The sequence below is a fragment of the Burkholderia sp. E168m15 genome, assembly GCF_016586105.1.
GTDB lineage: Bacteria > Pseudomonadota > Gammaproteobacteria > Burkholderiales > Burkholderiaceae > Burkholderia > Burkholderia orbicola.
Genome location: NZ_BCPO01000190.1, coordinates 1 through 25,334, shown reverse-complemented (window position 1 = coordinate 25,334; position 25,334 = coordinate 1). Strand labels below are relative to the sequence as shown.

The 25,334-nt window shown below is 67.1% G+C and carries 25 protein-coding genes; 9 read left to right on the top strand and 16 right to left on the bottom strand.

The genetic code is table 11. The annotated features are described in order from the left end of the window. Window positions 1-444 precede the first annotated feature (444 nt). Window positions 445-1,959: a flagellar filament capping protein FliD gene (fliD, locus tag JMF86_RS30040; protein WP_201317231.1), complete on the top strand. Its 1,515-nt coding sequence runs from the start codon at window positions 445-447 to the stop codon at window positions 1,957-1,959. 124 nt (window positions 1,960-2,083) lie between these two features. Here the strand turns inward: fliD and JMF86_RS30035 are convergent, their stop codons facing one another. The 4 genes from JMF86_RS30035 to rbsK form a co-directional block, all read right to left on the bottom strand. After that, window positions 2,084-2,731 (bottom strand): hypothetical protein, encoded by a 648-nt coding sequence (locus JMF86_RS30035; RefSeq protein ID WP_011549301.1) that lies wholly within the window; start codon window positions 2,729-2,731, stop codon window positions 2,084-2,086. A gap of 418 nt (window positions 2,732-3,149) precedes the next feature. Beyond that, on the bottom strand, window positions 3,150-4,097 hold the full coding sequence (locus JMF86_RS30030) for a dihydrodipicolinate synthase family protein (RefSeq protein ID WP_201317230.1): 948 nt from the start codon (window positions 4,095-4,097) through the stop codon (window positions 3,150-3,152). Window positions 4,098-4,140: 43 nt separating this feature from the next. After that, on the bottom strand, window positions 4,141-5,460 hold the full coding sequence (locus JMF86_RS30025; protein WP_034175427.1) for an MFS transporter: 1,320 nt from the start codon (window positions 5,458-5,460) through the stop codon (window positions 4,141-4,143). Window positions 5,461-5,520: 60 nt separating this feature from the next. Beyond that, window positions 5,521-6,447, bottom strand: a complete 927-nt coding sequence (gene rbsK, locus JMF86_RS30020) for a ribokinase (RefSeq protein ID WP_077220245.1) — start codon at window positions 6,445-6,447, stop codon at window positions 5,521-5,523. A 241-nt stretch (window positions 6,448-6,688) separates the two neighbouring features. Here rbsK and JMF86_RS30015 point away from each other — a divergent pair, with 241 nt between their 5' ends. Next, a complete protein-coding gene (locus JMF86_RS30015) occupies window positions 6,689-7,780 on the top strand; it encodes a LacI family DNA-binding transcriptional regulator (RefSeq protein ID WP_201317229.1) in 1,092 nt (363 codons plus the stop codon). Between the two features lie 95 nt (window positions 7,781-7,875). Here the strand turns inward: JMF86_RS30015 and JMF86_RS30010 are convergent, their stop codons facing one another. Both JMF86_RS30010 and JMF86_RS30005 read right to left on the bottom strand, forming a co-directional pair. Continuing rightward, window positions 7,876-9,000 (bottom strand): Fic family protein, encoded by a 1,125-nt coding sequence (locus tag JMF86_RS30010; RefSeq protein WP_124677048.1) that lies wholly within the window; start codon window positions 8,998-9,000, stop codon window positions 7,876-7,878. Between the two features lie 90 nt (window positions 9,001-9,090). Further along, complete coding sequence (locus JMF86_RS30005) at window positions 9,091-10,008, bottom strand: LysR family transcriptional regulator (RefSeq protein WP_012337107.1); 918 nt, start codon at window positions 10,006-10,008, stop codon at window positions 9,091-9,093. A gap of 129 nt (window positions 10,009-10,137) precedes the next feature. On the opposite strand from JMF86_RS30005, the gene JMF86_RS30000 reads away from it, so the two are divergent. Beyond that, window positions 10,138-10,863: a pirin family protein gene (locus JMF86_RS30000; protein WP_011549308.1), complete on the top strand. Its 726-nt coding sequence runs from the start codon at window positions 10,138-10,140 to the stop codon at window positions 10,861-10,863. Window positions 10,864-10,923: 60 nt separating this feature from the next. Next, window positions 10,924-11,526, top strand: a complete 603-nt coding sequence (wrbA, locus tag JMF86_RS29995) for an NAD(P)H:quinone oxidoreductase (RefSeq protein ID WP_006481047.1) — start codon at window positions 10,924-10,926, stop codon at window positions 11,524-11,526. A 105-nt stretch (window positions 11,527-11,631) separates the two neighbouring features. Here wrbA and JMF86_RS29990 read toward each other — a convergent pair whose 3' ends face one another. From JMF86_RS29990 to JMF86_RS29960, 7 genes are all read right to left on the bottom strand, one after another. Then, window positions 11,632-11,937 (bottom strand): hypothetical protein, encoded by a 306-nt coding sequence (locus JMF86_RS29990; RefSeq protein ID WP_011549310.1) that lies wholly within the window; start codon window positions 11,935-11,937, stop codon window positions 11,632-11,634. A 228-nt stretch (window positions 11,938-12,165) separates the two neighbouring features. Further along, window positions 12,166-12,900, bottom strand: coding sequence for an LrgB family protein (locus tag JMF86_RS29985; protein ID WP_006490940.1), 735 nt, complete (start codon window positions 12,898-12,900; stop codon window positions 12,166-12,168). After that, a complete protein-coding gene (locus tag JMF86_RS29980; protein ID WP_011549311.1) occupies window positions 12,897-13,268 on the bottom strand; it encodes a CidA/LrgA family protein in 372 nt (123 codons plus the stop codon). Before JMF86_RS29980 ends, JMF86_RS29985 begins: the two co-directional genes overlap by 4 nt. Before the next feature lie 242 nt (window positions 13,269-13,510). Continuing rightward, window positions 13,511-14,545, bottom strand: a complete 1,035-nt coding sequence (locus JMF86_RS29975) for an alpha/beta hydrolase (RefSeq protein ID WP_201317228.1) — start codon at window positions 14,543-14,545, stop codon at window positions 13,511-13,513. A 57-nt stretch (window positions 14,546-14,602) separates the two neighbouring features. Beyond that, window positions 14,603-15,028 carry an organic hydroperoxide resistance protein gene (locus JMF86_RS29970; RefSeq protein WP_006481042.1) on the bottom strand — a complete coding sequence of 142 codons (426 nt, stop codon included), beginning with the start codon at window positions 15,026-15,028 and terminating at the stop codon, window positions 14,603-14,605. A gap of 222 nt (window positions 15,029-15,250) precedes the next feature. Continuing rightward, complete coding sequence (locus JMF86_RS29965) at window positions 15,251-15,817, bottom strand: TetR/AcrR family transcriptional regulator (RefSeq protein WP_012337111.1); 567 nt, start codon at window positions 15,815-15,817, stop codon at window positions 15,251-15,253. A 138-nt stretch (window positions 15,818-15,955) separates the two neighbouring features. Continuing rightward, on the bottom strand, window positions 15,956-16,552 hold the full coding sequence (locus JMF86_RS29960) for a TetR/AcrR family transcriptional regulator (RefSeq protein ID WP_201317227.1): 597 nt from the start codon (window positions 16,550-16,552) through the stop codon (window positions 15,956-15,958). Window positions 16,553-16,699: 147 nt separating this feature from the next. On the opposite strand from JMF86_RS29960, the gene JMF86_RS29955 reads away from it, so the two are divergent. From JMF86_RS29955 to JMF86_RS29935, 5 genes are all read left to right on the top strand, one after another. Next, window positions 16,700-17,719, top strand: a complete 1,020-nt coding sequence (locus JMF86_RS29955; protein WP_200161127.1) for a S9 family peptidase — start codon at window positions 16,700-16,702, stop codon at window positions 17,717-17,719. 90 nt (window positions 17,720-17,809) lie between these two features. Beyond that, window positions 17,810-19,663: an ABC transporter ATP-binding protein gene (locus JMF86_RS29950; RefSeq protein ID WP_200161126.1), complete on the top strand. Its 1,854-nt coding sequence runs from the start codon at window positions 17,810-17,812 to the stop codon at window positions 19,661-19,663. 176 nt (window positions 19,664-19,839) lie between these two features. Continuing rightward, on the top strand, window positions 19,840-21,012 hold the full coding sequence (locus JMF86_RS29945; protein WP_201317226.1) for a porin: 1,173 nt from the start codon (window positions 19,840-19,842) through the stop codon (window positions 21,010-21,012). 103 nt (window positions 21,013-21,115) lie between these two features. Further along, window positions 21,116-21,760 carry a glutathione S-transferase family protein gene (locus tag JMF86_RS29940; RefSeq protein ID WP_201317225.1) on the top strand — a complete coding sequence of 215 codons (645 nt, stop codon included), beginning with the start codon at window positions 21,116-21,118 and terminating at the stop codon, window positions 21,758-21,760. Between the two features lie 162 nt (window positions 21,761-21,922). After that, window positions 21,923-23,080, top strand: coding sequence for an acyltransferase (locus JMF86_RS29935; RefSeq protein ID WP_236593033.1), 1,158 nt, complete (start codon window positions 21,923-21,925; stop codon window positions 23,078-23,080). A gap of 35 nt (window positions 23,081-23,115) precedes the next feature. On the opposite strand, the gene JMF86_RS29930 is transcribed toward JMF86_RS29935, so the two are convergent. From JMF86_RS29930 to JMF86_RS29920, 3 genes are all read right to left on the bottom strand, one after another. After that, window positions 23,116-23,583: a sodium:proline symporter gene (locus JMF86_RS29930; RefSeq protein ID WP_201317223.1), complete on the bottom strand. Its 468-nt coding sequence runs from the start codon at window positions 23,581-23,583 to the stop codon at window positions 23,116-23,118. 57 nt (window positions 23,584-23,640) lie between these two features. Next, entirely contained in the window at window positions 23,641-24,309 is a 669-nt protein-coding gene (locus tag JMF86_RS29925) for a hypothetical protein (RefSeq protein WP_006481034.1), read from the bottom strand. A 240-nt stretch (window positions 24,310-24,549) separates the two neighbouring features. Further along, window positions 24,550-25,334, bottom strand: a 785-nt coding sequence (locus tag JMF86_RS29920; protein WP_201317222.1) for a LysR substrate-binding domain-containing protein, incomplete at its 5' end; no start/stop codon positions are given.

The window sequence follows — 25,334 nt, the reverse complement described above, 5'->3', positions numbered from 1 at the left end:
AGGGACTCGGTGCAGTGTAGAGCGGACAATAATCGTTATTTTTTTGACGCCTTGCATAGCAAGATCGTGACAAAGGCGCGGTCCGCAGCTTCGCTGCCAAATACTTCCCGAGCATAGGCCTGCAATGCCTCGGCAACGTTCACAAGGCGCACTGCCAATAAACGCTCTCAATCTTTTGAGCTTGCCCGCCCGTACACAACCCAAGGTTTCATGTCTGCTTCGGGCCGGCTACGATTTTCTACCCTCGGAATAACCGACTTCTTTTAGAAACCGGCTCCGCACCCATCATTCTTACGTTTTCCCGACACTCCCGCGATCCGCGGCGGCATCGGGCGAGAAGCGCGAGAAACGACACGCACGCGGATCGCCACGGACCCATCCGGATCGCCGCCGGCCGGCTCCACCGCCGTTCGCCACTGGATCGCCTTCAACCGGAGCTCACCCATGCCAACGAACACGCCCGTCAACAGCGGCGCGAACGCGAACAGCCTGATGCAACAGGCGGCGCAATCGATCATCAACGGCTCGACCGGCAATCCGGCGATGGATGTCGGCTCGCTCGTCAAGACGCTCGTGAACGCGAAAACGGCCGGCCGGGCCGCGACGCTTGCCGCATCGCAAACGACCGGCAACACGCGGATTTCCGCATTCGGCGCGCTGTCGTCCGCGCTCGGCGCGCTCGACGCGGGCCTGACGTCGCTGAAGAACGGCGCGTTGCAGTCGACGTTCAACGCGGTCGCGAGCGGCAAGGGCCTGACCGCGACGGCCGGCGCGGGCGCGGTCGCCGGCACCTACACGGTCGGCGTCACGCAGATCGCGACCGCGCAGGCGCTGTCTTCCGCCGGCTTCAACGGCAGCAAGGCGCTCGGTACCGGCACGCTGACGCTGTCGCTCGGCAGCCAGTCGTTCAAGGTCGAGGTCGGCGGCACGAACAACACGCTCGCGGGTATCGCGGCGGCGATCAACGGCGCGGCGGGCAACCCGGGGATCAGCGCGACGGTCATCAACGGCACGGACGGCGCACACCTCGTGCTGGCATCGTCGAAGACGGGCGCGGCGAACGCGATCAGCGTCGCGGTCGGCAACGTGTCCAACGACGGCGGCCTGTCGAACCTCGGCGTCACGTCGACGGCCGACCCGTCCGGCGGCGCATCGAAAATCGATTCGGCGAACGGCGCGGCCGCGTGGCGGCAGAGCACCGCCGCGCAGGATGCGAAGTTCACGCTCAACGGGATCGCATCGACCAGCGCGAGCAACGCGGTATCGGGCGTGCTGACCGGCATCACGTTGAATCTGTCGGCGGCCGCGGTCAGCGCGACCGATACGCAGACGTTGACGGTCAGCACCGACACGAAGTCGCAGGCCGCCACGATCACGAATTTCGTGAGCCTGTACAACACGGTGGTCAAGACGATGGGCGCGCTGTCGAGCTACACGGCCGGAGCCAGCTCGCAAGGCGCGCTGATCGGCGATTCGACGCTGAACACGATCCGCAACTCGCTCGCGTCGATCGTCGCGCGCGGCGTCGACAGCAGCGCCACTACCGAGAAGGGCAACGGACACGTGAACCTGTTGTCGATCGGCATCAAGCTCGAGAAGGACGGCACGCTGAACGTCGACAGCGCGAAGCTCGACAGCGCGTTGTCGGCCAATCCGTCGGGCGTCGCGCGCCTGTTCAATCCGGAGAACGGGATCGGCACGCGCCTGGCCGACCAGATCACGCAGTTCACGAAGAAGAACGGGATGATCGACGTGCGCACGACCGCACTGACCGCCGATCTGAAGCGCGTCACGCAGCAGCAGTCGGATCTGTCCGACTATGCCGCGCAACTGACGAAGCAATACCAGGCGCAGTTCACCGCACTCAACACGTTGATGGCGCGGATGAACACCAACACGCAGTACCTGACGCGATTGTTCGGGGGTGCGAACAGCAGCGGCACGCTGTCCAGCAAGTGAGCAGTCGGGTCGCGCGAGGGGCGCGGCCCGACGCTGTCGCTCATGCCCGGCGACGCGCCAGCGCTCGCCGGATGCGCATCATCACGGATAGCCGGCCCGCGGCTGTCCTTGAAGCAGGCAACGGTCAGCCGAGACCTTCCACGCGATCGGCGAACCAATCGATCGCGCGCGACACCTGACGCCCGAAATAGCCGGGCCGTTCGTGCTCGTACGCACGCAGCAGCGACGTGCATTCGCGCTCGGCCCAGCGCCACACGGGCCCCTGCTTCGCGAATACCGGATGATCGTGCAACTCGGCCGGTACCGCATGCTCATCCTCCCAACCCCAGAAATAAGCCTGGTAAGCACGGGCGAACGGCATGCCCAGCTGGTTCGCGACGGTCTCGTCGTGGCGCAGCGTGAAGTCGACGATCTCCTTGCGCGTGCGTCCGAGCGCATCGTCGTGGCGCGCTTCGATCCAGCAGTGATACCGCGCGAGCTGCGACAGATGCCGCGCGGTGCGGCGCCGCTCGCGCGTCGTGCAGAGCGCGTACAGGTTGCCGCCGCCGAAATCCATCACTTCGCCGCCCGCGAACGGCCGATAGGGCTTGCCGGTCAGCAGCGTCAGCACCCGCGCGCCGACGATCGCATAGTCGGCGCAGCGCATGTAGCCGCCGCGCGTCGTCGCTTCCGACACGCTTCGGTGGACGACTTCGTCGATCACGGCGTGCAGCATGGCATCCACCGGCGCCGCCAGGATCGGCGGCCGGCTTGTCGTCGTTACGTGTTGCATGGGCGAATGCGGCTTCAGCGGTTCGTCGTAAAAATCACTCCGCGGCATGGTATTACGAGCCGTTACAACGGATGGGCGCGGGATTGCGCAGATTTGTGCGCTTTTCTCGCGTCGCGCAAGACATGTCGACAGTCCGTCGGACATGGTCGATGCAACGCGCGGCAGGTTGGCCGGACGAGCATCGACGCCGCGCTCGCGGATCGCGGGCGGTTCGCGTTCATGATGTCGTGAATGACGGCAGGAGGAGCGCGGCGGCAGGCGTCGCCGCCATCGACGAGAGGGAAATCGCGATGAGTGCGCCGCGATTGCGACGCATCGCGCAAAGCGGGTCGTGCTTGCAGGCAATGGGCGCGCCGGCCGCGCGCACGGCACGCGATGCGATCACGTGCCACGCGACTGGCGCGGCACGCGTCGTACTTTATGACGCAGCGATCCGCCGGCGGAAGTGTTCGGTGCCGGCGACGATCTTGTCGAGCACCGCGTCGAGCGCCCAGAAGCGTTCGCGCACGTCGTAGTCGATCGCACGGCATTTGATCGACCCGAACGTGCCGATCCGCTGGTGATAGAGCTTCGCGAGCGCCGGGTAACCCAGCGCCTCCGATACCGCCGAGACGACCAGGAACGTCGACAGTTCGTCGGCCAGCGCCGGATTCGACTCGCCTTGCGTGCGCAGCCACTGGTAGAGATCGGGATGGAAGTTCGTGAACACGCCGTTGAAACCGGCGGACCCGGCCTTCATCGCGTCCCAGGCGATCGCGGCGTTCGCGTTCAGGATCTTCAGCGGCGACCCCTCGGCAAGCGCGACGCGCCGCTTCACCGTCGCGAGATCGCAACTCACGTCCTTGAGCATCACGAACCGGCCCGTGTCGATGCACGCGCGCAGTTCGTCATCCGACAGAAGCCGCCGGTAAGGCGCCGGACATTCGTACAGGCCGAGCGGGAGATCCGACGGCAGTCGTGCGAGCAGCCGGTGGAGGTGGTCGAGCAACGCGGCGCTGCCCTTGCGTTGCGGATCGAGCCGGTTGGTCACGAGCACGATGCCCTGCGCGCCCGATTCGGCCGCCGCGCACAGTTCGGTAACCTGAGCGTCGAGATCGTCGCTGATGTGGCCGGACGCGACGACCGGCACGCGCCCGGCCACCCGCTCGACCACGAAGCGCGCGAGTGCCGCGCGTTCGGCGAGGCTCAGGAACTGCATCTCGCTCGATTGCGCAACCGCGAACAACGCGTCCGAGCCGTGTGCCAGATACCATTCGATGAGCCGCTCGAGCCCGGCGTAGTCGATCGCGCCGGCGTCGTCGAACGGCGTCAGCATCACCGGTACGATCCCCTCGATGGTCACGTTCGATTGCTGCGGATGTTGCATCGGTTTCTCCTTCCTTCAGTGAATGCGAATGCAGGCTGCACGATTACGCCGGCAACGGTCCGGGCGCGGCGTTCGCGGCCTGTTCGGGAATCGGCTTGCGCACGAGCAGCAGGTAGGCCATCGCGCCGGCGAACGCGATCGCCGCCGCCGTGAGCAGCGCGGGCACGAACGACCACTTCTGCGCGATGATGCCGGTCAGGATCGGCGCCAGCGCGCCGCCGATGAAGCCGCCGAAATTCTGGATCGCGCCGAGCGACGCGATGCGGCTCGGCGGCGCGGCCGCCGTCGCGAGCGCCCACGAGCACGCCGACGCCGCGTTGGCAAGAAAGATCACCACCGAAATGCATGCGAGCGCAACCGTATTGCTCTGCACGAGCGCGGCCGGAATCGTGAACGCGACCATCCCGAGCATCGCGGCCACCACCGCGTTGCGCCGGCTCACGACCGGCGACCGGCTGCGGCGCGTGACGAGATCCGACAGCCAGCCGGCGACCAGCGAACCGACGAACCCGCACAGGAACGGCACCGATGCGGCAAAGCCCGTGCGGATCAGGCTCATGTGCCGCTCCATCGTCAGGTAGCCCGGCAGCCAGGTCAGGTAGACCCAGTTCAGGTACACGGAACCGAAGAAGCCGATCAGCATCCCCCAGGTCGTGCCGTGCGAGAACAGGCTGCGCCATTCGGCGAAGGTCAGTTTCGGCGCCGCGGCGACGCTCTGCGCATCGGCATCGAGATAATTGCGCTCGGCGGCAGATAGTTGCGCGCGCACCGGATCGCGATAGAACGCGAACCACACGACGGCGACGACGAGGCCGAGCGCGCCGGTCACGATGAACGCCCAGCGCCAGTGGAACGATGCAACGAGCACCGACAGCAGCAGCGGCGCAAGCGCGGTACCGAGCGGCGACGCGGCATTGAAAATACCGGTCGGCGTGCCGCGCGCCCGCAGCGGAAACCAGTTGCTCACCACGCGCGCCGCCGACGGGAATTGCGGCGCCTCGCCGATGCCGAGCACGATGCGCGCGACGATGAACCACCCAAACGTGGACACGAGGCCGCCCGACGCCTGCGCGAACGACCAGACGATCAGCCCGATGCCGAGCAGCCGGCGCGGACCGATGCGGTCGACCAGCCCGCCGACCGGAAACTGGCACAGCGCATAGCTCCATGAGAATGCCGACAGCAGCAGCCCCATCTGTGCGAGCGACAGGCCGAGATCGCCGCGGATCGCCGAACTCGCGACGGCCAGCGTGCCGCGATCGAGGTAGTTGACGATCCCGCTCGCCATCAACAGGGCGAGCGCGATGCGTTGACCGCGCCGAATCCGGGGCGGCGCGTGCGGAACAGGTGGGTTGTCGTTCATGTCGATTGTCTCCATGTCACTGGTAGGGGCCGGGTTCGGCCGTTCCGTCGCATGCGGAATTCAGGTATCCATAGGGTTGACTTCGTCGCGCGTCGGAATCGACGTCTGCGCGCCATGGCGCGTAACGCTGATCGCGGCCGCACGCTGGCCGAAGCCGATCGCGTCGTCCATCGACGCGCCGCCGGCCCGCGCGACCGCGAACCCGCCGACGAACGTGTCGCCGGCCGCGGTCGTATCGACGGCCGCCACCGCCATCGCACGATGGCGGCCGCTCCCTGCGCTGCCACGCCAGCACACGCCACGCGCGCCGAGCGTCACCAGCACGTTGCCGACGCCCTTCGCGCACAGCGCATCGGCGGCGCGCGCGGCCGATGCGTCGTCGCCCACGGCGATGCCGGTCAGCGACTCGGCCTCGGTTTCGTTGACGACGAGATAGTCGACCCGCGCCAGCAACGCATCGAAAAGCGGTTGCGCGGGCGCCGGGTTGAGCAGCACCGGCGTGTGGTGGGCGCTTGCGCACGCAATCGCACGCGCCACGCTGGCGACCGGCACTTCGAGCTGGCACACGAGCAGCGCGGCTCCGGCGATCGCGTCGCGCGCCGCGTCGATCCGGTCGGCATCGACGCATGCATTCGCGCCAGGCACGACGACGATGCTGTTCGCGCCGCCGTCGTCGACCGTGATCGTGGCCACGCCGGTTGCCGTGCCCGCGATCCGGTGCAGGTGCGTCACGTCGATGCGCTCCGCCGCCAGCGCGGCGTGCAAGCGCGCGCCGAACGCGTCGTCGCCGACGCAGCCGATCATCGCGACCGATGCACCGAGGCGCGCGGCCGCGACCGCCTGGTTGGCGCCCTTGCCGCCGTGAACGGTCTCGAACGTCGTGCCGAGCAGCGTTTCGCCCGGCACCGGCAGGCGCGGCGCCCGTGTGACGAGGTCGATGTTGACGCTGCCGACGACAGCGATACGCGGTGAGGTGAGATCGCTCATGCTTGAATGTAATCGCTTACATTTGAGATCGACAAAATGGCCGGAAAGGCTGTCGTCTCTGAAAATTTCGCGGTGCGGGTGTAATCCATGTCTGACATAATACGGAACAGCTTCAAGATAGCGCTTACATTCTCACAGGATCGAATGAGGATGCAAGCGCGGCCACCATGAATCGAGGGTAAACAATGACGCGACTGGCAACGCACGGCGCAGGCAGGCCTACCCCGCCGGGAGACGGCCGATGAGCACGGCCCCGCCCCGCGGCGGCGCATCGCGGGCACGCCGCGGCAGCGGCCGCTCGGTGCTGGGCGACGTCGCGAAACTGGCCGGCGTGTCGACCGCGACCGTCTCGCGCGTGTACAACGACCCCGGCAAGGTGTCGGCCGACGTGCAGCAGCGCGTGCGCGACGCGGCGCTCGCACTGAACTGGATTCCGAATGCGGCCGGCCGCGCGCTGGCGTCCACGCGTACCCACATTACCGGCGCGATCATTCCGACCCTCGACGACCAGGTGTTCGCGTCGCAGGTCGCCGGCATGCAGACGATCATGGCCGAGCACGGCATCACGCTGTTCCTCGGCTGCTCGAACTACGACCCCGCGCAGGCGCTCGCGCAAGTGCGCGCGATGCTGTCGCGCGGCGTGGAAGCGGTATCGCTGGTCGGCGAAGCGTACCCGCCCGAACTGTTCGAACTCCTTGCGATGCATCGCGTGCCGTACGTCGTCACGTATGCGTACCGCGACGACAGCCCGCACTGCTGCATCGGCTTCGACAACCGCGCGGCGTTCGCACGGCTCACCACGCACCTGCTCGACCTCGGCCATCGCGATTTCGCGATCATCATGCAGCCGTCGACGGACAACGACCGTGTCCAGGCCCGCCTGCGCGGCATTCACGACACGCTGGCCGCGCACGGGCTCGCGGTGCGCCCCGTGCATCAGCACGAAGGCGCGGCCACGATCGCGTTCGGGCGGGCCAGCCTGCGCGCGATCGCCGGCAGCGATGCGGCGACGCGGCCGACGGCCGTGATCTGCGGCAACGACGCGCTCGCGCTCGGCGCGTTGCTCGAAGCGCAGGCGCTCGGCATCGACGTGCCCGCGCAGTTGTCGATCACCGGGTTCGACGACGTCGCGCTCGCGCGCGAGATCCAGCCGCCGCTGACGACGATGTGGGTCGACACCGACGCGATCGGGCGCCAGGCCGCGCACGCGTTGCTCGACGCGCTCGAGAACGGCGCCACGGGGCCCGGCCATGCCGTCCAGCCCGAGTTGCGCATACGGGAATCCGCCGCGCCGCCGGCGCAGACGCAGGCGCGCGCGGCACGCAGGAAATAGCCGGGCAGCGCCGGCTGACTGCATCACGTCGATCGGCAGCGTCTTGTCGAGCCTGTCGTGCCACGCGTGGCTCGTTTTCGGAGCCGGCGACGACGTCACCCGTCGAACGGCACCAGCTCGTAACTCGTGCTGCGGCCGCCGGACGCCGAGCGACGCAGCATGCCCTGCTCGACGAGCTCCGTGATGTCGCGCAACGCCGTGTCCTGCGAGCATTTCGCGAGGGCCGCCCACTTGGTGGTCGTCAGCTTGCCTTCGAAGCCGTCCAGCAGGCGATTCATCACCTTGACCTGGCGTTCGTTCATCGCGACGCCCGCGCACCGCTGCCAGAAACGCGCCTTGATCAGTACCGCATCGAGCGTCGTGTGCGCATGATCGATGGCCCGGCCCAGCGTATTCAGAAACCACGCGAGCCACTCCGTGACGTCGAGCGAGCCGCGCTGCGTGCGCTCCAGCACGTCGTAATACGCGTTGCGCTCGCGCTGGATCTGCGCGGACAGGCTGTAGAAACGCTGCGGGCTTCGGTCCGCGCGCGCCAGCACCAGATCGCCGAGCGCGCGTGCGATACGACCGTTGCCGTCGTCGAACGGGTGGAGCGTGACGAACCACAGATGGGCGAGCCCGGCCCGGATCAGCAACGGTTCGGCCGGCGGCGCGTTGAGCCACGCGAGAAAACGCCCGATCTCGTCGGGCACGCGTGCGGCCGGCGGCGCCTCGAAATGCACGCGCTGGCGGCCGATCGGCCCGGAAACCACCTGCATCGGCCCGCTCGCATCCGTGCGCCAGCCGCCGACCGTGATGCGCGACAGCCCCGAGTAGCCGGTCGGAAACAGCGCGGCATGCCACCCGAACAGCCGCGCTTCGGTGACCGGCGCCGCCGAATGGGTCGTCGCATCCAGCACCATGTCGACGACACCCTCGACGTGGCGATCGACCGGCGCCAGCGCGCCGATATCGACGCCGAGCCGGCGCGCGATCGACGACCGGACCGATGCGACATTCAGGTTCTCGCCCTCGATCGCGCTGGTCTTCACGACGTCGTCCGTCAGCGCGGCCAGGCTCGCCTCGTCGCGCAACGCCAGCCCGACATCCGCCAGCCGCCCGGCCAGCATGCCTTGCGCACGGCTGACGTCGGCGAGCGGCGTGGCGAGGGCCGGGAGGTCGAAACGCCATGCCGGCCAGTCGGCCGCTTCCCAGATAAAGGTGTAATCTCCGCTCATCATGCGGAGATTATCCGCTCATTCGCCGCGCGACTCAACAATCTCCGCAAAATGTGCGGATATTAATCACCCCATTCACCGCAAAGCGGCCGGCTACCGTACCCGGCCCGCCCCGTTCCCGCCCGTGGGCGCCGGCTCCCCGAGCCGCTCCGCGAGAAACCCGATGAACGTGCGCAGCGTGACGAACCCTTCCCGGTGCTGCGGAAACACCGCATTGAGCGTGATCGGCGGCGGCACGTACGCGTCGAGCACCGGCACGAGCGCGCCGCTGTCGAGCGCCGCGCCGACGATGAAGTGCGGCAGCAGCGCGATGCCGAGCCCCGCGATCGCGGCGTCGCGCACCACTTCGCCGTTGTTCGCGACGAGCGGCCCCTGCACGTCGAACGTCCGCACTGCACCGTCGACGCGGAACTCCCAGCCGACCCGCCGCTCGCGCCCGTACAGCACACAGGTGTGGCCGGCGAGATCGGCCGGCGTCTGCGGCGTGCCGTGCCGCTTCAGGTAGGCGGGGCTCGCGCACGCGATCATCCGCCACGCGCCGAGCGGACGCGCGATCAACGTGGAATCCTCGAGCGAGCCGATCCGCAGCACGAGGTCGAAGCCCTCGCCGATCAGGTCGACGCGCCGGTCGGTCAGGTCGAGGTTCAGCCGCACGGCCGGGTGCGCGGACAGGAATTCGGCGATCAGCGGCGACACGTGCGTGATCCCGAACGACAGCGGCGCGCTGATCTTCAGCGAGCCATGCAGCTCGGTGCTGCGTACCGACATCGCCTGCTCGGCGTCGGCGATCTCCGCGAGGATGCGCTGCGCGCGCACGTAGAACTCCTGCCCCGATTCGGTCACCGCCAGATTGCGGGTATTCCGGTGCAGCAGCCGGACACCGAGCGACGCCTCCAGCGCCATCGTGCGCCGGCTGACGAACTGCTTGGACAGCATCAGCTGATCGGCCGCCGCCGTGAAGCTGCCGGCGTCCACGGTCGCGACGAAGATCCTCAGGTCGTTGATTTCCATATTGTCCACTCCATGGCGACAGTCATTATCTCTACAGCGATTTATTTGTCAAATAGATTGACCTAAGATTCATCTCAACGAACGGCCGGTCTCACTTCCGAGGTCCGGCGACTTCAAGGACAAAAAATCATGATCGATATCCGTGCAGCAAACCAACGTGGCCGTGCGGAGCATGGCTGGCTCAGCTCCCGTCATACGTTTTCGTTCGCGAATTACTACGATCCGAAGCAAGTCGGCTTCTCCGACCTGCTCGTGATCAACGACGACCGCGTCGCCCCGGGCCGCGGCTTCGGCACGCACCCGCACCGCGACATGGAAATCCTGTCGTACGTGCTCGACGGCGCGCTCGAACACAAGGACTCGATGGGCACCGGTTCGGTGATCGTGCCGGGCGACGTGCAACTGATGAGCGCGGGCACGGGCGTGCGCCACAGCGAGTTCAACCACTCGCAGGACACGCCGGTCCACTTCCTGCAGATCTGGGTCGGGCCGGCCGAAAAGGGTGCCGAGCCGCGCTATCAGCAGACCAATGTCGCGGCCGACGACAAGCGCGGCAAGCTCGCCCTCGTCGTGTCGCCGAACGGCGATGCCGGTTCGCTGAAGATCCGGCAGGACACCCGGATTTACGCGGGCCTGTTCGACGGCGACGAAAGCACGACGCTGGAACTTGATCCGAGCCGTTTTGCTTACGTCCACGTGGCACGCGGCAGCGTGACGGTCAACGGCGTGACACTCGGCGAAGGCGACGGCGCGCGCATCCGCGGCGAACAGGCACTGACGATCGCCGACGGCAAGGATGCCGAAGTGCTGGTGTTCGACCTGCGTCCGGTCGAAGTGACGGCCGAATGGGCGTGACGCCCGTTCGGGAAACCGGGCCCCGCTGAGGCGGGGCCCTTTTAATCGGAGATTCGCAACATGGCCAAGGTTCTCGTTCTTTACTACTCGTCCTACGGGCACGTCGAAACGATGGCGCAGCACATCGTGGAGGGCGCGAAATCGGTGCCCGGCGTCGAGGTCACGCTCAAGCGCGTGCCGGAAACGATCCCCGTCGATCAGGCCCGCGCGATCGGCGTGAAGGTCGACCAGGCCGCACCGGTCGCCACGGTGGACGAACTCGCCGACTACGATGCGATCATCTTCGGCACGCCGACCCGCTTCGGCAACATGGCCGGCCAGATGCGCACGTTCCTCGACCAGACCGGCGGCCTGTGGATGAAAGGCGCGCTCGTCGGCAAGATCGGCAGCGTGTTCGCGTCGACCGGCACGCAGCACGGCGGCCAGGAAACGACGATCACGTCGTTCCACACGACGCTGCTGCATCACGGGATGGTGATCGTGGGTGTGCCGTATGCGTGCAGCGGGCTCGTCAACATGAGCGAAATCACCGGCGGCACGCCGTATGGCGCGACCACGCTCGCCGGCGCGGACGGCAGCCGCCAGCCGAGCGCGAACGAGCTCGACATCGCGCGCTACCAGGGCAAGCACGTCGCGGAACTCGCGAGCAAGCTCGCGTCGTAACGCGGGGGCCTCGCCCCTCGCTGCCCCGCAGTTGTGCAGTTCCGCACATGAACGAACGGCGCCGGTTCAACCGGCGCCGTTCGTGCTGTGCAACGCTGTCGACCGTTACTGGCCCGACGCCGGCGCGGCCGGCGCCGCCTTCGTCGCGGGCGCCTTCTGCACGGCGTTCTGCGGATAGTTGCTCTGGTCGCCGGTCAACCGGTAGCCGCTGCCGGTGCCGATCGCCTTCAGGTCCGACGCGTGCCGCGCGCGGGCCGCCTTGCGCGCCGCCTTCTTCTGCGCCTTGTCGAGCTGCTTCTGCGCCGGCGCGGACGCCGGGTCCTGCGCGTATGCCGCCGGCGCGGCGGTCAACGACAGACCGAACGACGCCGCTACTGCTACTGCCACCGAAACCACGCGAGACTGCTTCATGACCGATCTCCTTGTCGATTGTTGAGTGTGGGTCGGACACCGGCGCGCACGCGACGGCCTGCGACAACGGCACCGATGCAACGTTAGCCGATCGCCGCGCAAATGTCCGTGTGCGTTCCTGAATTGTCCTGATAACGTCACCGATACATGCGCGCCGGGGGCGTCGTCCTTTCGGCATGCCGGCCGCGCCATCAGGGAAACCGATACCCGGGCGGCGTGGGCCGGCGCTCAGATCCAGCGCGACAGCACCGGCAGCAGGATCGGCACGACGAACGCCGTCAGCACGCCGTTCAGCCCCATCCCGAGCCCGGCGAACGCGCCGGCTTCCTCGCTGACCTGGAACGCGCGCGCGGTGCCGATCCCGTGCGACGCGACGCCGAGCGCGAAACCGCGCACGGCCGGCTCGTCGATCCGCAGCAGGTTGAGAATCCCGCGCGCACACACCGCGCCGAAAATCCCGGTCGAGATCACGAGCACGGCCGTGAGCGACGGAATGCCGCCGATCTCCGCGGCGACGGCCATCGCGATCGGCGTCGTCGCCGATTTCGGCGCGAGCGACGCGATCGTCTGATGGGACGCCCCGAACAGCGCGGCGATACCGACCGCCGACACGATCGCGGTCAGCGAACCCGCGAGCAGGCCGACGAGCAGCGGCAACGCGGTGCGCCGCAGCTTCGACCACTGGCGGTACAGCGGCAGTGCGAGCGCGACGGTCGCCGGGCCGAGCAGGAAGTGGACGAACTGCGCGCCTTCGAAATACGTGGGATACGGCGTATGCGTGAGCGTCAGCAGCACGACGATCACCGCGACCGCGATCAGCACCGGATTCGCCAGCGGATTGAAACGCGCCCGCGCATAGACGGCCTGCGCGAACAGATACGCGACCAGCGTGATGGTCAGGCCGAGCAGCGGGCTCGCGGCAAGATAGACCCAGATCGCGCCGAGCTTCGGGAACGCCGTCATTGCGCGCCCTCCGCGGTGCCGCCCGCGCGGCGCTGGCGCCGCAGCAGCGCGCGCGTGACGAGCGCCGTCACCGCGATCGCGAGCGTGGTGCTGACGGCCAGCGCGACGACGACCGCGACCGCGTCGCCGCGCACACGGTCGGCCGACACCATGATGCCGACGCCGGCCGGCACGAACAGCAGCGACAGGTGACGCAGCAGCTCGAGCGCGGTCGGCTCGATCGCATCGGCGACCTGCGGGCGCAGCATCACGAAGCCGAACAGCAGCAGCATGCCGATCACGGGGCCCGGCACCGGCAGGCCAAACAGATAGGACACGCCTTCCCCGAGACACTGGAAGATCAGCAAGACCGCGAATGCCTGCAACATGAACCGCTTCTCCCGAACGTGGCCGCGCGAACGGGCAGCCGCGCGGCCGATGAGCCAGCGGCGTGCGACGCCGGCGTGGACGATACGCGCGATCGTACCAACAATGACGGCGGGCGGGCGCGATCGCCATTCAACCGTTTCGCCCTGACCCGCTGCCGGGCCGGAACCAAACGCCCTCACGCAAAAACGGCGGGCACCTGCCCGCCGTCCTGTCGTTCAGGGTCGAACGACCGCCGATCGCGTTACTTCAGCCGCGTCGCGATTTCATTGGCCATCGCCTTCGTCGCGGCCTTCGTCGGCGCATCGTCGGCCAGCGCGTTCAGCAAGCCGAAATCATGGATCGTGCCGTCGTAGCGCGTGGTCGTCGCATCCACGCCGGCCGCGTCGAGCTTGCGGCCATACGCTTCGCCTTCGTCACGCAGCACGTCGAACTGCGCGACCTGGATCAGCGCGGGCGGCAAACCCTTCAGCTGCGCGACGCTCGCCCGCAGCGGCGACGCGTAGATCTCGTTGCGTTGCGCTTCGTTCTTCGTATAGGCGTCCCAGAACCACTTCATCATCGGCCGCGTCAGGAAGTGGCCTTGCTGATACGCGTTGTACGAACCCGTGTTGAAGTTGTGGTCCGTGACCGGCCACATCAGCCCCTGGAAGCGGATCGCGGGGCCGCCCTTGTCCTTCGCCATCAGCGCGACGACAGCCGACATGTTGCCGCCGACGCTGTTGCCGACCACCGCGAGGCGGCTGCCGTCGACGCCGATCTCCGCGCCGTGCGCGGCCACCCATTTCGTCGTCGCATACGCCTGGTTGATCGCGACCGGGTAACGCGCTTCCGGCGACGGCGTGTAGTTTACGAACACCGCGACGGCGCCCGACTGTACGACGAGATCGCGCACGAGCCGCTCATGCGTCGGGAAATCGCCGAGCACCCAGCCGCCGCCGTGGATGAACACGAATACCGGCAGCGTGCCCGTCACGCCTTGCGGACGCACGATCGTGACCGGCACCGACAGGCCGTCCTGCTCGATCGTGCGGCTCGACACGTCGATGCCCGACAGATCGACCTTCACGCCGTTCTGCGCGTCGACCAGCACCTGGCGCGCCTTCGCGGGGCTCAGCGTTTCGAGGCCCGGGCCCTTCTGGCCGTTCAGTGCGGCGAGAAACGCGCTCGTCTTCGCATCGGGACCGACGGCGTCGGCGCCCGCGGCGAACGCGGCAGGTGCGGTGGACAGTGCGGCTGCCACGGCGGCAGCGATCAACAGCGGCTTGACGATCTTCATGGTGCAACTCCTTGGTCAGGTCTTTGAATGGCGATGAATGGTTTGCAGTGCGATTGATCAGACGAGCGTGAGCGTGACGTCGATGTTGCCGCGCGTCGCATTCGAGTACGGGCAGACGACGTGCGCACGGTCGATCAGCGTTTGCGCGATGTCGCGATCGAGGCCCGGCAGCGAGATCTTCAGCTCGACTTCGATGCCGAAGCCGTTCGGGATCGCGCCGATGCCGACGCTGCCTTCGATCGCGGCGTCCGCGGGGATCGCGATCTTGTCGCGCGCCGCGACGAACTTCATCGCGCCGATGAAGCACGCGCTGTAGCCGGCGGCGAACAGCTGCTCGGGGTTCGCGCCCGCACCGCCCGCGCCGCCGAGTTCGCGCGGCGTGGTCAGCTTCAGGTCCAGGCCGCTTTCGGGCACCGTCGCACGGCCGTCACGGCCGCCGGTGGCTTTTGCATGGGCGCGGTACAGCACTTTTTCGATCGACATGACAGACTCCTTTTCCACAAATGAATGAAACAGCCTTTGAACCGGGTCCGCGTGCCGGCGGCTGCTCCGCCAGCCTCGCATCAATTTATCTACTCATAGATAGACAAACATCCCCAAAAAAAGCAGGCGGATACTCCACCTGCGCCAATCATCTATCTACTACATGATAGATAACGAAATCCAATAAAAGGCGGCGAACCGCCCGACTTCTTGCGCCGTCCGTCAGGACCGCGTTTTCCAGACGGCCTCGACATCCTCGAGACGCGCCCGCGTGTGAAACAACCGGCTGGCCAGCACGCTGCCCTGAAACGCCGCGTACAACGTGCGCGCCGCGGTTTCGGGTTCGCCGCTGAACTGCAGCGTGCCTTCCTTCGCGCCTTGCTTCAGCAATTCCGCGAGCCAGCGCTCGTTGGCCGTGAAGAACGCCTGCACGGCCTGCCGCACGTTCTCCGGCAGCGTTTCGATGTCGGCCGCGAGCATCCCGCACAGGCAGATCAGGTTGCCGTCGCCGAGCGTGCGGCCGAACATCTTCGTGTACAGGCTCAACTTCACGTCGGCCGGCAACGCCGGATCGATCGTCCGCATGGCCGCGAGGACTTCGTCGCTGTACGCCGCCACCGCTTCCAGCACAAGATCGTCCTTCGACGGGAAGTAGTAGTGGATGCTCGACGTCTTCACGCCCACCAGGTCGGACAGGTCTCGATAGCTGAAGCCGTTGTAACCGCGCTGCATCATCAGCGTGATCGCATGATCGAGAATCTGTTCGCGGACGGTCGGTTTCGTTTCCATGGATCGAACTTTATCTACTCATAGATAGATAGTCAAGCACTTTTTTGCGGCCCCGGCGGAAGATGTGCCGATGCCTGCCGGCCGGGCACTGCCCCGGCGGGCGGTGTACCGCGCTCGGGCGCGGGCCGCGCCCTTCCGTCACTGCGGCTTCAACATCCGCTGAATGATCGTCCGCAGCATCGCACGATGCGCGCGCGGCTTGAACCCCGGCTCGAACACGACGCGCCCGACCGCCCCTTCCGCCAGCGCGAGCAGCCAGGTCGCGACGAGATCCGGCTTCAGGCTTCCGTCGATCCGCCCTTGCGCGACACCACGCTTGATCAGCGCGACCATCCGCCCTTTCACCTGCGCCTCGTTCGCCGCGAACAACGCGGCGACGTCCGGATTGCGCGTCGCCTCCGCCGCGGTCTCGACGCAGATGCGCGCATAGACGGGATCGCTCGACAGTTCCATCAACGTCAGCGCGATCTCCTCGATCGCGGCCAGCGCATCGTCGGCGTCCGCATGCTTCGCGAACAGCTCGGCCATCTCGCGCTGATCGTCCTGCGCGATCGCCTCGATGATCGCCGCCTTGGTCGGGAAATAGTGAAACAGGTTGCCCGGGCTCATCCCGGCCGCCTTGCAGATCGCGGCTGTGGACGTCGCATGGAAGCCGTCGCGCGCAAAACAGTCGATCGCGGCATCGAGAATCTGGCGCCGCTTCGCTTCCACTCTTTCAGGATCGATCCTTCTCAACGGGAACTCCGTGCTCGACGATGGCTCAAATATTTATTAGACTGATTAGTCGATCTATTATCTCCGCGAGACGTCGGAAGCGTCAATGCAGCGTGCGCATGCATGTGCCGCCCGTGGCATTCGCTCACACAAACGATCAGAGGACCAATGAAACGCATCGTCATCGCCGGTATCTCACTCGTCCTGTTCGGCTGCGTCGCGGCGGGCGCGCTTGCGCTGCGCGGCCTGTCCGATTTCGAGCTGAAGGGCGCGAACGTATCGACACTGACGTTCCACGCGGGCGACGCCGACCTCGTCGGCACGCTCGCGCTGCCGGCGCACGCACCCGACGCGCCCATCGCGCTGCTCGTCCACGGCGACGGGCCGCGCACGCGCTTCTCGGACGACGCGATGCTGCCGCTCGTCAACAGCCTGCTCGACGCCGGCATCGGCGTGTTCGCGTGGGACAAGCAGGGCACCGGCCGCAGCAGCGGCGACTGGCTCGCGCAATCGATGCAGGACCGCGCGAACGAAACGGTCGCCGCGATGGCGCGCGTGCGCGCCGCCGCCGGCCCCACGCACAAGATCGGCCTGCTCGGTTTCTCGCAGGGCGGCTGGGTGATTCCGCGCGTGGCGAATGCGGTGCGGCCCGCGTTCTCGGTGATCGTCGGCGGCGCCGTCAGCTGGCGGCGCCAAGGCGCCTACCTGACGCGCCGGCAACTCGAGGCAACCGGCCTGCAGCCGGATCGAATCGATGCGACACTGGCCGCCGAGCGACGCAGCAACGACGCAATCTTCGGTCGAGCGGACGTGCCGGCCGATCCGGCCCGGCGCCCGGACATCGAGCCGCGCCGCTTCGGTTTCATCGCGCTGAACTACCTGGAAGACGCCTCGCAGGCGCTGGCGACGATGCAAGGGCCGGTGCTGGCCGTGTGGGGCGCGCTGGACCGCAACGTCGATGCGGCCGACGAAGCGAACGCTTACGCGCACGCATTCGGGAAGCGGGCCGACCGGCACGTCGTCGTGGTGCCGGGCGCGACGCATGCGTTGCTGCGCGGCCGCTGGTTCGACTATCAGCTCGAGTCCGACTGGCCGAAATGGAAGACGTGGCTGTACATGGCGCTCGGGCGTCACGCTTATGCGCCGGACACGCTCGGCCCGATCGAGGCGTGGATCCGGTCGCAGTAAGCGCGCGCACCGCGCGCCGCCGCACAGGTCACAGGCATCACGCAATATCGGTCGCGCCCGCCCGCGCGACCGCATCAAGGAGAGGTTTCAATGTATTCGTGGTTTGAACGGCGCCTGCCGACTTTCCCGCTCGAAGATCCCGTCACGCCGCCGAAGGGATTCTTCTCGTTCGTCTGGGCGTGCACGAAAGGCGCACGCGGCTGGATTCTGCTGATCGCGCTGACGTCGGCCGCGCTGGCCGCGTACGAAGCCGCTCTGTTCGCGATGATGGGGCACGTGGTCGACTGGCTGTCGTCATCGACACCGGCCGACTTCGGCGGCCGCCACTTCGGCACGCTCGCCGGTTTCGCGGCGATCCTCGCCGGCAGCGCGCTGCTGATCGCGCTGCATACGATGGTCAAGCATCAGGTGCTCGCGATCAACTTCCCGATGCGGTTGCGCTGGCTGTTTCACCGGCTGATGCTCGACCAGAGCCTGTCGTTCTATGCGAACGAATTCGCGGGCCGCGTGACGACCAAGATCATGCAGACCGCGCTCGCGGTGCGCGACGCGCTGTTCATGTCGGTCGACGTCGTGATCGGCGTCACCGCCTACCTGATCGGCATCCTCGTGCTCGCCGCCAGCTTCGACTGGCGGCTGATGATTCCGCTCGCGCTGTGGGCGCTCGGCTACGGCGCGGCATGCGCGTATTTCGTGCCGCGCCTCGGTGCGGTCGGCAGCCGGCAGGCCGACGCGCGCGCGCTAATGACGGGCCGCATCACCGACGCGTATTCGAACATCACGACCGTGAAGCTGTTCTCGCATACGCGGCGCGAAGCCGACCACGCGCGGCGCGCGATGGAAGCGTTCAAGGCGACCGGCGACGCACAGATGCGGCTCGTCAGTGCGTTCGAGATCGTCAACCACCTGCTGTCGACGCTGCTGCTGATCGGCTCGGCCGGGCTCGCGCTGTATCTGTGGATGCACGGCGAGGCGAGCGCGGGCGTCGTCGCAGCCGTGATCGCGATGGCGCTGCGTTTGTCGAGCTACTCGCACTGGATCATGTGGGAAATGACCGAGCTGTTCGAGAACGTCGGCACGATCCAGGACGGCATCAACACGCTGACGAAGGTGCGCAGCGTGGTCGACGCGCCCGATGCGAAGCCGCTCACGGTGCGGCGCGGCGAAATCGTGTTCGACGACGTGCAGTTCGCGCACGAGGACAACGATCGCGCGGTATTCGACGGACTGAACCTGACGATCCGCCCGGGCGAGCGAATCGGCCTGATCGGCCGCTCGGGCGCCGGCAAGTCGACGCTAGTGAACCTGCTGCTGCGTTTCTACGACGTCGGCGGCGGCACGATCCGGATCGACGGGCAGGACATCGCGCAGGTGACGCAGGACAGCCTGCGCGCCGCGATCGGGATGGTCACGCAGGATACGTCGCTGCTGCACCGGACGATGCGCGAGAACCTGCTGTACGGCCGCCCCGACGCGACCGAGCGCGAGATGCAGGATGCGGCCGTGCGCGCGGAGGCGTCCGAGTTCATCGGCCGGCTGCGCGACCGCCACGGCCGCAGCGGCTATGACGTCGAGGTCGGCGAGCGCGGCGTGAAGCTGTCGGGCGGCCAGCGGCAACGCGTCGCGATCGCGCGCGTGATGCTCAAGGATGCGCCGATCCTCGTGCTCGACGAAGCGACCAGCGCGCTCGATTCCGAGGTCGAGGTCGCGATCCAGCGCAGCCTCGACACCCTGATGAGCGGCAAGACGGTGATCGCGATCGCGCACCGGCTGTCGACGATCGCCGCGATGGACCGGCTGATCGTGCTCGACGAAGGGCGCATCGTCGAGGAAGGCACGCACCAGCAGTTGCTGCAGGCGGGCGGCATTTACGCGGCGCTGTGGGCGCACCAGAGCGGCGGGTTCCTCGGCGAGACGGCGGACGCGGAAAGCGTGGCGCAGTAGGCACTGCCCTGTCGCGATGCACGGGATGTCCGCGCGCCGCGTGTCGTTCCGTTGCGCGCGCATCCATCGCTGCCCCGCCTCATAACGATCCGACAATTAATTGGTTCCCTTGACGATGCGCGGTCCGTATCGTTCACCGATTCGTCAGACCAATCGACCAACGGGGGAATCCAACGATGAAACAGATCCGTTCATTCGCGCTGCTCGCCCTGCCGGCCGCGCTCGTCGCCGCCGGCGCGCACGCACAAAGCAGCGTCACGCTGTACGGCATCGCCGACGCGGGCATCGCATACGTCCACAACGCGCAGAACGCGAACGGCAGCAACGCGTCGAGCCTCGTGAAGTTCAGCAGCGGCAACCTGTCGGGCAGCCGCTGGGGGCTACGCGGCATCGAGGATCTCGGCAGCGGCCTGTCCGCGCTGTTCCAGCTCGAGAACGGCTTCAACATCGGCACCGGCGCGCTCGGCCAGGGCGGGCGCGAATTCGGCCGCAAGGCCGTCGTCGGCCTCGCGAGCAGCACCTACGGCACCCTGACGCTCGGCCGCCAGTACGACCCGATCGTCGATCTCGTGCAGGGCCTCACGCAGGACAACTACTTCGGCGGCGTGTTCGCGACGCCGGGCGATCTCGACAACTACGACAACAGCCTGCGCGTCAGCAACTCGGTGAAATACACGAGTCCGCTGATCTCCGGCTTCCAGTTCGAGGCGCTGTACGGCTTCGGCGGCGTCGCGGGCGCGACCGGCAGCGGCCGCACGTACAGCTTCGGCGCGAGCTATGCGAGCGGCCCGCTGTCGCTCGGCGCCGGCTACTTCTACGCGAACGGCGGCACGACGGTCGCGAACGGCGTGCGCACGTGGTCGAGCAGCTCGGACACGCTGTTCAACACCGTGATCAACCAGGGCTTCTCGAGCGCGAAGTCGATCCAGATCGTGCGCGTGGCCGGCCAGTACGTGGCCGGGCCGGCGACCTTCGGCCTCGCGTATTCGAACACGCAGTACGGCGCGGACACGCTGTCGGCATTCAGCCAGAACGCGAAGTTCAACAACGGCTCGGCATTCTTCAACTGGCAGTTCTCGCCGGCACTGCGCGCGGGCGTCGGCTACAACTACACGTCGCTGACGGGCCCGGCTTCCGCGCACTACAACCAGGTCAACCTCGGCGCGGATTACGCGCTGTCGAAGCGCACCGACCTGTATGCGCTGTTCGGCTATCAGAAGGCGAGCGGCAACACGCTCAACGCGAGCGGCGCGACCGTGAAAGCGGCCGCGTCGGTCGGCTCGTACGGCGTGAATTCCGGCACCGATACGCAGGAACTCGCGATCGTCGGCATTCGCCACAAGTTCTGATCGTCACGCTGCACGACGATCGCCGGCGGGCGCGCACCGCGGTGCGCGCCCGCCGCGTTTACACTGTCCCTCTTCACGTTCGTCACGACACAGGGAGCCCGGCATGCTGACGGTATGGGGACGACGCAACGCATTCAATGTCCAGAAAGTGATGTGGCTCGTCGACGAGCTCGCGCTCGCGCATCGCCACGTGCCGGCCGGCGGCCGGTTCGGCGTGCTCGATACACCCGCATTCCTCGCGATGAACCCGCACGGGCGCATCCCGGTGATCGACGACGACGGTACCGTCGTGTGGGAATCGCACAGCATCCTGCGCTACCTCGCCGCGCGTTACGGACGCCCCGGCTTCTGGCGCGACGATCCCGCCGAGCAGTCGCGGGCTGACCGCTGGATGGACTGGGCGCAAACCACGCTGCAGCCGGCATTCCTCAACGGCGTGTTCCGCGACTACTACCGCACGCCGCCCGAGCAGCGCGACACCGTGCGCGTCGAGCAGAGCATCGCGCAATGCGCGCAGTATTTCCGGGTGCTCGATACCGTGCTGGCCGGGCAGCCGTTTCTCGCGGGCGACGCGATCACGCTCGCCGACATCGCGGCCGGCACGCACCTTTACCGGTATTTCGAACTCGATATCGCGCGGCCCGACGTGCCGCATGTCGTGGCGTGGTACGAACGCCTGAAGGCGCGACCCGCGTATCGCACGAACGTGATGATTCCGTTCGACGATCTGCGCGGCAAGCTTGGCTGAGCGACTGATCGACTGTTGCGCCGGCAGTGGAGCGGCTTGTTGGATGGTTGTAAGAACAACCGCGTATGTTGCCGACTTGCACACCCGCCGGATAGGCATACGTCGCCGCGACGACGATCGTAGCCAAGCGGGTCATGACTGACCAACCACGCAGGCAAGATGATGAGCGCCCAGGACGTTCCGGTCGAGTTCGCTTCTCGGAAGGACAACGCAGTTGCCGTGCATCGAAACGCCGGGCTGGACGCGTTGCGGGCCTGCCTGACGCTGCTGGTGGTCTTTCACCATTGCGCGATCACGTACGGGGCAGTCGGCGGGTGGTACTACCACGAGGTGGCCGCAGGCCCGTCGGTGGCGTCCGCGCTGTTGACGCTCTTCTGCGCGATCAACCAGGCATTTTTCATGGGCCTGTTCTTTTTCCTCGCGGGCTATTACACGCCGCCATCCATCGAGCGCAAGGGCGCCGTCCGCTTCCTCGCCGACCGGTCTCTCCGGCTTGGCCTGCCGTTGCTCGTCTACGGCTTCCTGATCGGCCCCGCGACGATTGCTCTGGCTCAGTCGGGCGCGGGTCATCCGTTTCCAGATACGCTGAGACATCTGTGGCGAAAAGGCACGTTCGAAAACGGACCGATGTGGTTCGCCGAGGCATTGCTGATTTTCAGCGCGGCGGCGGCGCTGCTGCATATCGTCTTCCCGCGCACCGTGGCGCGCGATACGAACCGCGTCGCGCGCGTCCCTTCCGACACGACGCTGGCCGCCGCGGCACTGCTCACCGGTATCGCGGCACTGGCATTACGGTCGCGATGGCCGGTAGGTATCAACGTATGGGGGCTGCAGCTCGGCTACTTCGCGAGCTACGTCGTGTTGTACGCAGCGGGTTGCCGGACGGCGCGCGCGCACTGGATCGAGCATCTGCCGGCACCGCAGGTCCGACGTTGGTCACGCATCGCGCTCATGGCGTTGCCGGTCCTGCCGGTCGCCTACCTGATCGCGAAGCACGTGCCCGCGTGGCGCGGCCGTCCGCAGGACGTCATCTACGCATTCTGGGAGCCGCTGGTCGCGTGGGGCGCAATCCTGTTTCTCGTCGATCGTTTTCAACAGCGCTTCGACACATTGACGGGCGCGTGGCGGCCGCTGTCGCGACGCGCGTACGCTATCTACGTCATCCATCCGCCCGTGCTGGTCGCGGTCGCCCTCGCGTGGCGAAACGTACCGGCGTCCCCGTTCCTGAAATTCGCCGTGACCGGTAGCCTCGCCTGCGTCGCGTGCTATCTGATTGCCGGCCTCCTGCTTCGCGTGCCGCGGTTCGCGTCGATTCTGTAGACGCGTCGGCTCGCGCCGCTCGTTCGTACACGATATCAGCGGCTGGCGTCGCGCCGGGCGACGTCATAGACAGCCGCTGCCGTGATCCCGAATACCAGGTGCGCGATCAGCGTGATCGCGCCGCGCACCGCGATGAACCACGGAAAGATTGTCGTGAATCCGTACAGGTTCACGCCGTACAGGAGAAGCCCGAACGCGCCGCCCGCCAACAGCGCGGCCACGCGCGACAGATTGCGGACCAGCCGTGCCAGCACGGCCGCAGAGACCAGCGAAAGCGCCGCATGGACGAGCGTCGCCACGCCCATGACCAGCGGATCGAAGCCGCCGGACGCAGCGAGCACGCTTCGCCCCATCACGATCGCGGCCGTGAGGCGCGCGTCGCGCAACAGATTCCGGACGGCGTCATCGCCGGCAATTGCCCAGAGCAGCAGCTCGATGACGGTCGATCCGACCGCCGCGCCGAACGCTGCCCAGAGAATCGGGACCCCACTCGCTCGTTTCAATGATCGCCCTCATGGCGGGCCGGTCGATGCATCGAGCGAACCGCCGTGCAAACCGGTTTATGACGCCCCTTCGCAGTCCGACCAGTATGCAAACGGGTCGCGATGTTTCGGATAGTGCTCGTCGAGCCATTTCAGCAGCGTCGCCCGCGCATTGTCCATGTCGGCCTTCAACGACGACGTCGTCAGCTCGTGCACTTCGACGGACTTTTCCCGATCGACCACGAAGCAGTTCCAGTCGGGGCCGTCGAGATCCGGATCGTCGGACGCCTTCGACGACTTACTCCAGCCGAAACGCTTGCGCGCATCGATGTAGTAGCGCGGATGCACCTTCAGATACGACATCTCGCCGCCCTGCAGGCTGCTCTCGGCGCGCAGCACGTCGCGTTCGTCGACGATCTGCGTGACTTCCGGCAACCGGCGCGAGCGCCATCCGGCAGGCAGCGTCGCCACTGCACGAATGCTGTCGTACGTGCCCCACTCGAGGCCCCACGCTTCGGCCATGCGTTTCATGAACGCGTCGGCGCTCGGATAACCGCGCAGCTGGATGCGGGTCGACAACGTGACTTCCACCCCGCCGCGACCGCCGGATGCGCTCGACACCTCGTCGTCCGTTGCGAACGGATTGCCCGGACGCGGCGATTCGCGCTTCGCGTCCGCAGGCGCCAGGCCGGAAAAAAGTTGATCCAGCGCCGCACGCGCCTTCGACGATTTGTCTGGTCTATTCATCGGTTCCCTTTTGTACAAATTTGAACCCGTACTGCAATGGTTGGTGATTGCCCTGCCATCGGGCAAAGGCTCGATTCCGCTTCACTGCGGCGATCTCGCCGTTTTCCGCGGCTGCATTGTAACGATTTGGCGGCCGCGACTGAACGAACCGGGAGCGAGCGGCCGGCCGCAGTCGCGACGCGCGTGCTGGTGCTGGTGCTAGTGCCCAAGCGGTCACCTGCGCGAACCGCCGGGTATGCGCTACCCCAGCGCCTTCACCATCCGCTCCATCAACGCGAGGACTTCCGGCCGATTCTCGCCCTTCGCATGCACGAAGTGATAGCTGAGCAGTGAATCGACCTCGTGACGGCTCACGCGCACGAGTGCGCTGCGCCGCAGATACGCATCCGCAAGCGGCGTGCGCGCAAGCGCCACGCCCAGCCCCGCTTCGGCCGCCGCCAGCACGAGGTTGTAATCCTCGAACCGGCGATCCTGCGCACGCGGCTTGAACGGAATGCCGAGCGCGTCGAACCACGTGCGCCAGCCGGTCACGTCGGAATCGTGCAGCAACGGCATGTCGAGCAGCGCGGCATCGCCCGTTGCGCGGCGCATCCTGGCCAGTTGCGCGGCGAGCCGCGGATGCGCGACCGGATACAGCCGTTCCGGCATGAACGGGCGGGTTTCCAGCCGACGCCAGTTGCCGCGCCCGTACCGGATCGACAGATCGGCTTCGCCACCGGCGATATCCACGTTGCGCAGTTCGATGCCGAGCTCGATACGCAACGCGGGCGCTTCGCTCTCGAGCGCGGGCTGCCGCTCCAGCAGCCACAGCTGCGCGAACGCGGGCACCACGCTCATCCGCACCAGCCGCGGCGTACGCGGCGAGCGCCACTGATCGGCCGCGCCGTCGATGATCGCGAACGCCTGCTCGATCCGGCCGACGAAGCGTTGCCCGTCCGGCGTCAGGCGCACGCCGCGCGCATGCCGTTCGAACAGCGCCATCCCGAGCCAGTTTTCCACGGCGGCCACGCGTCGGCTGATCGCGC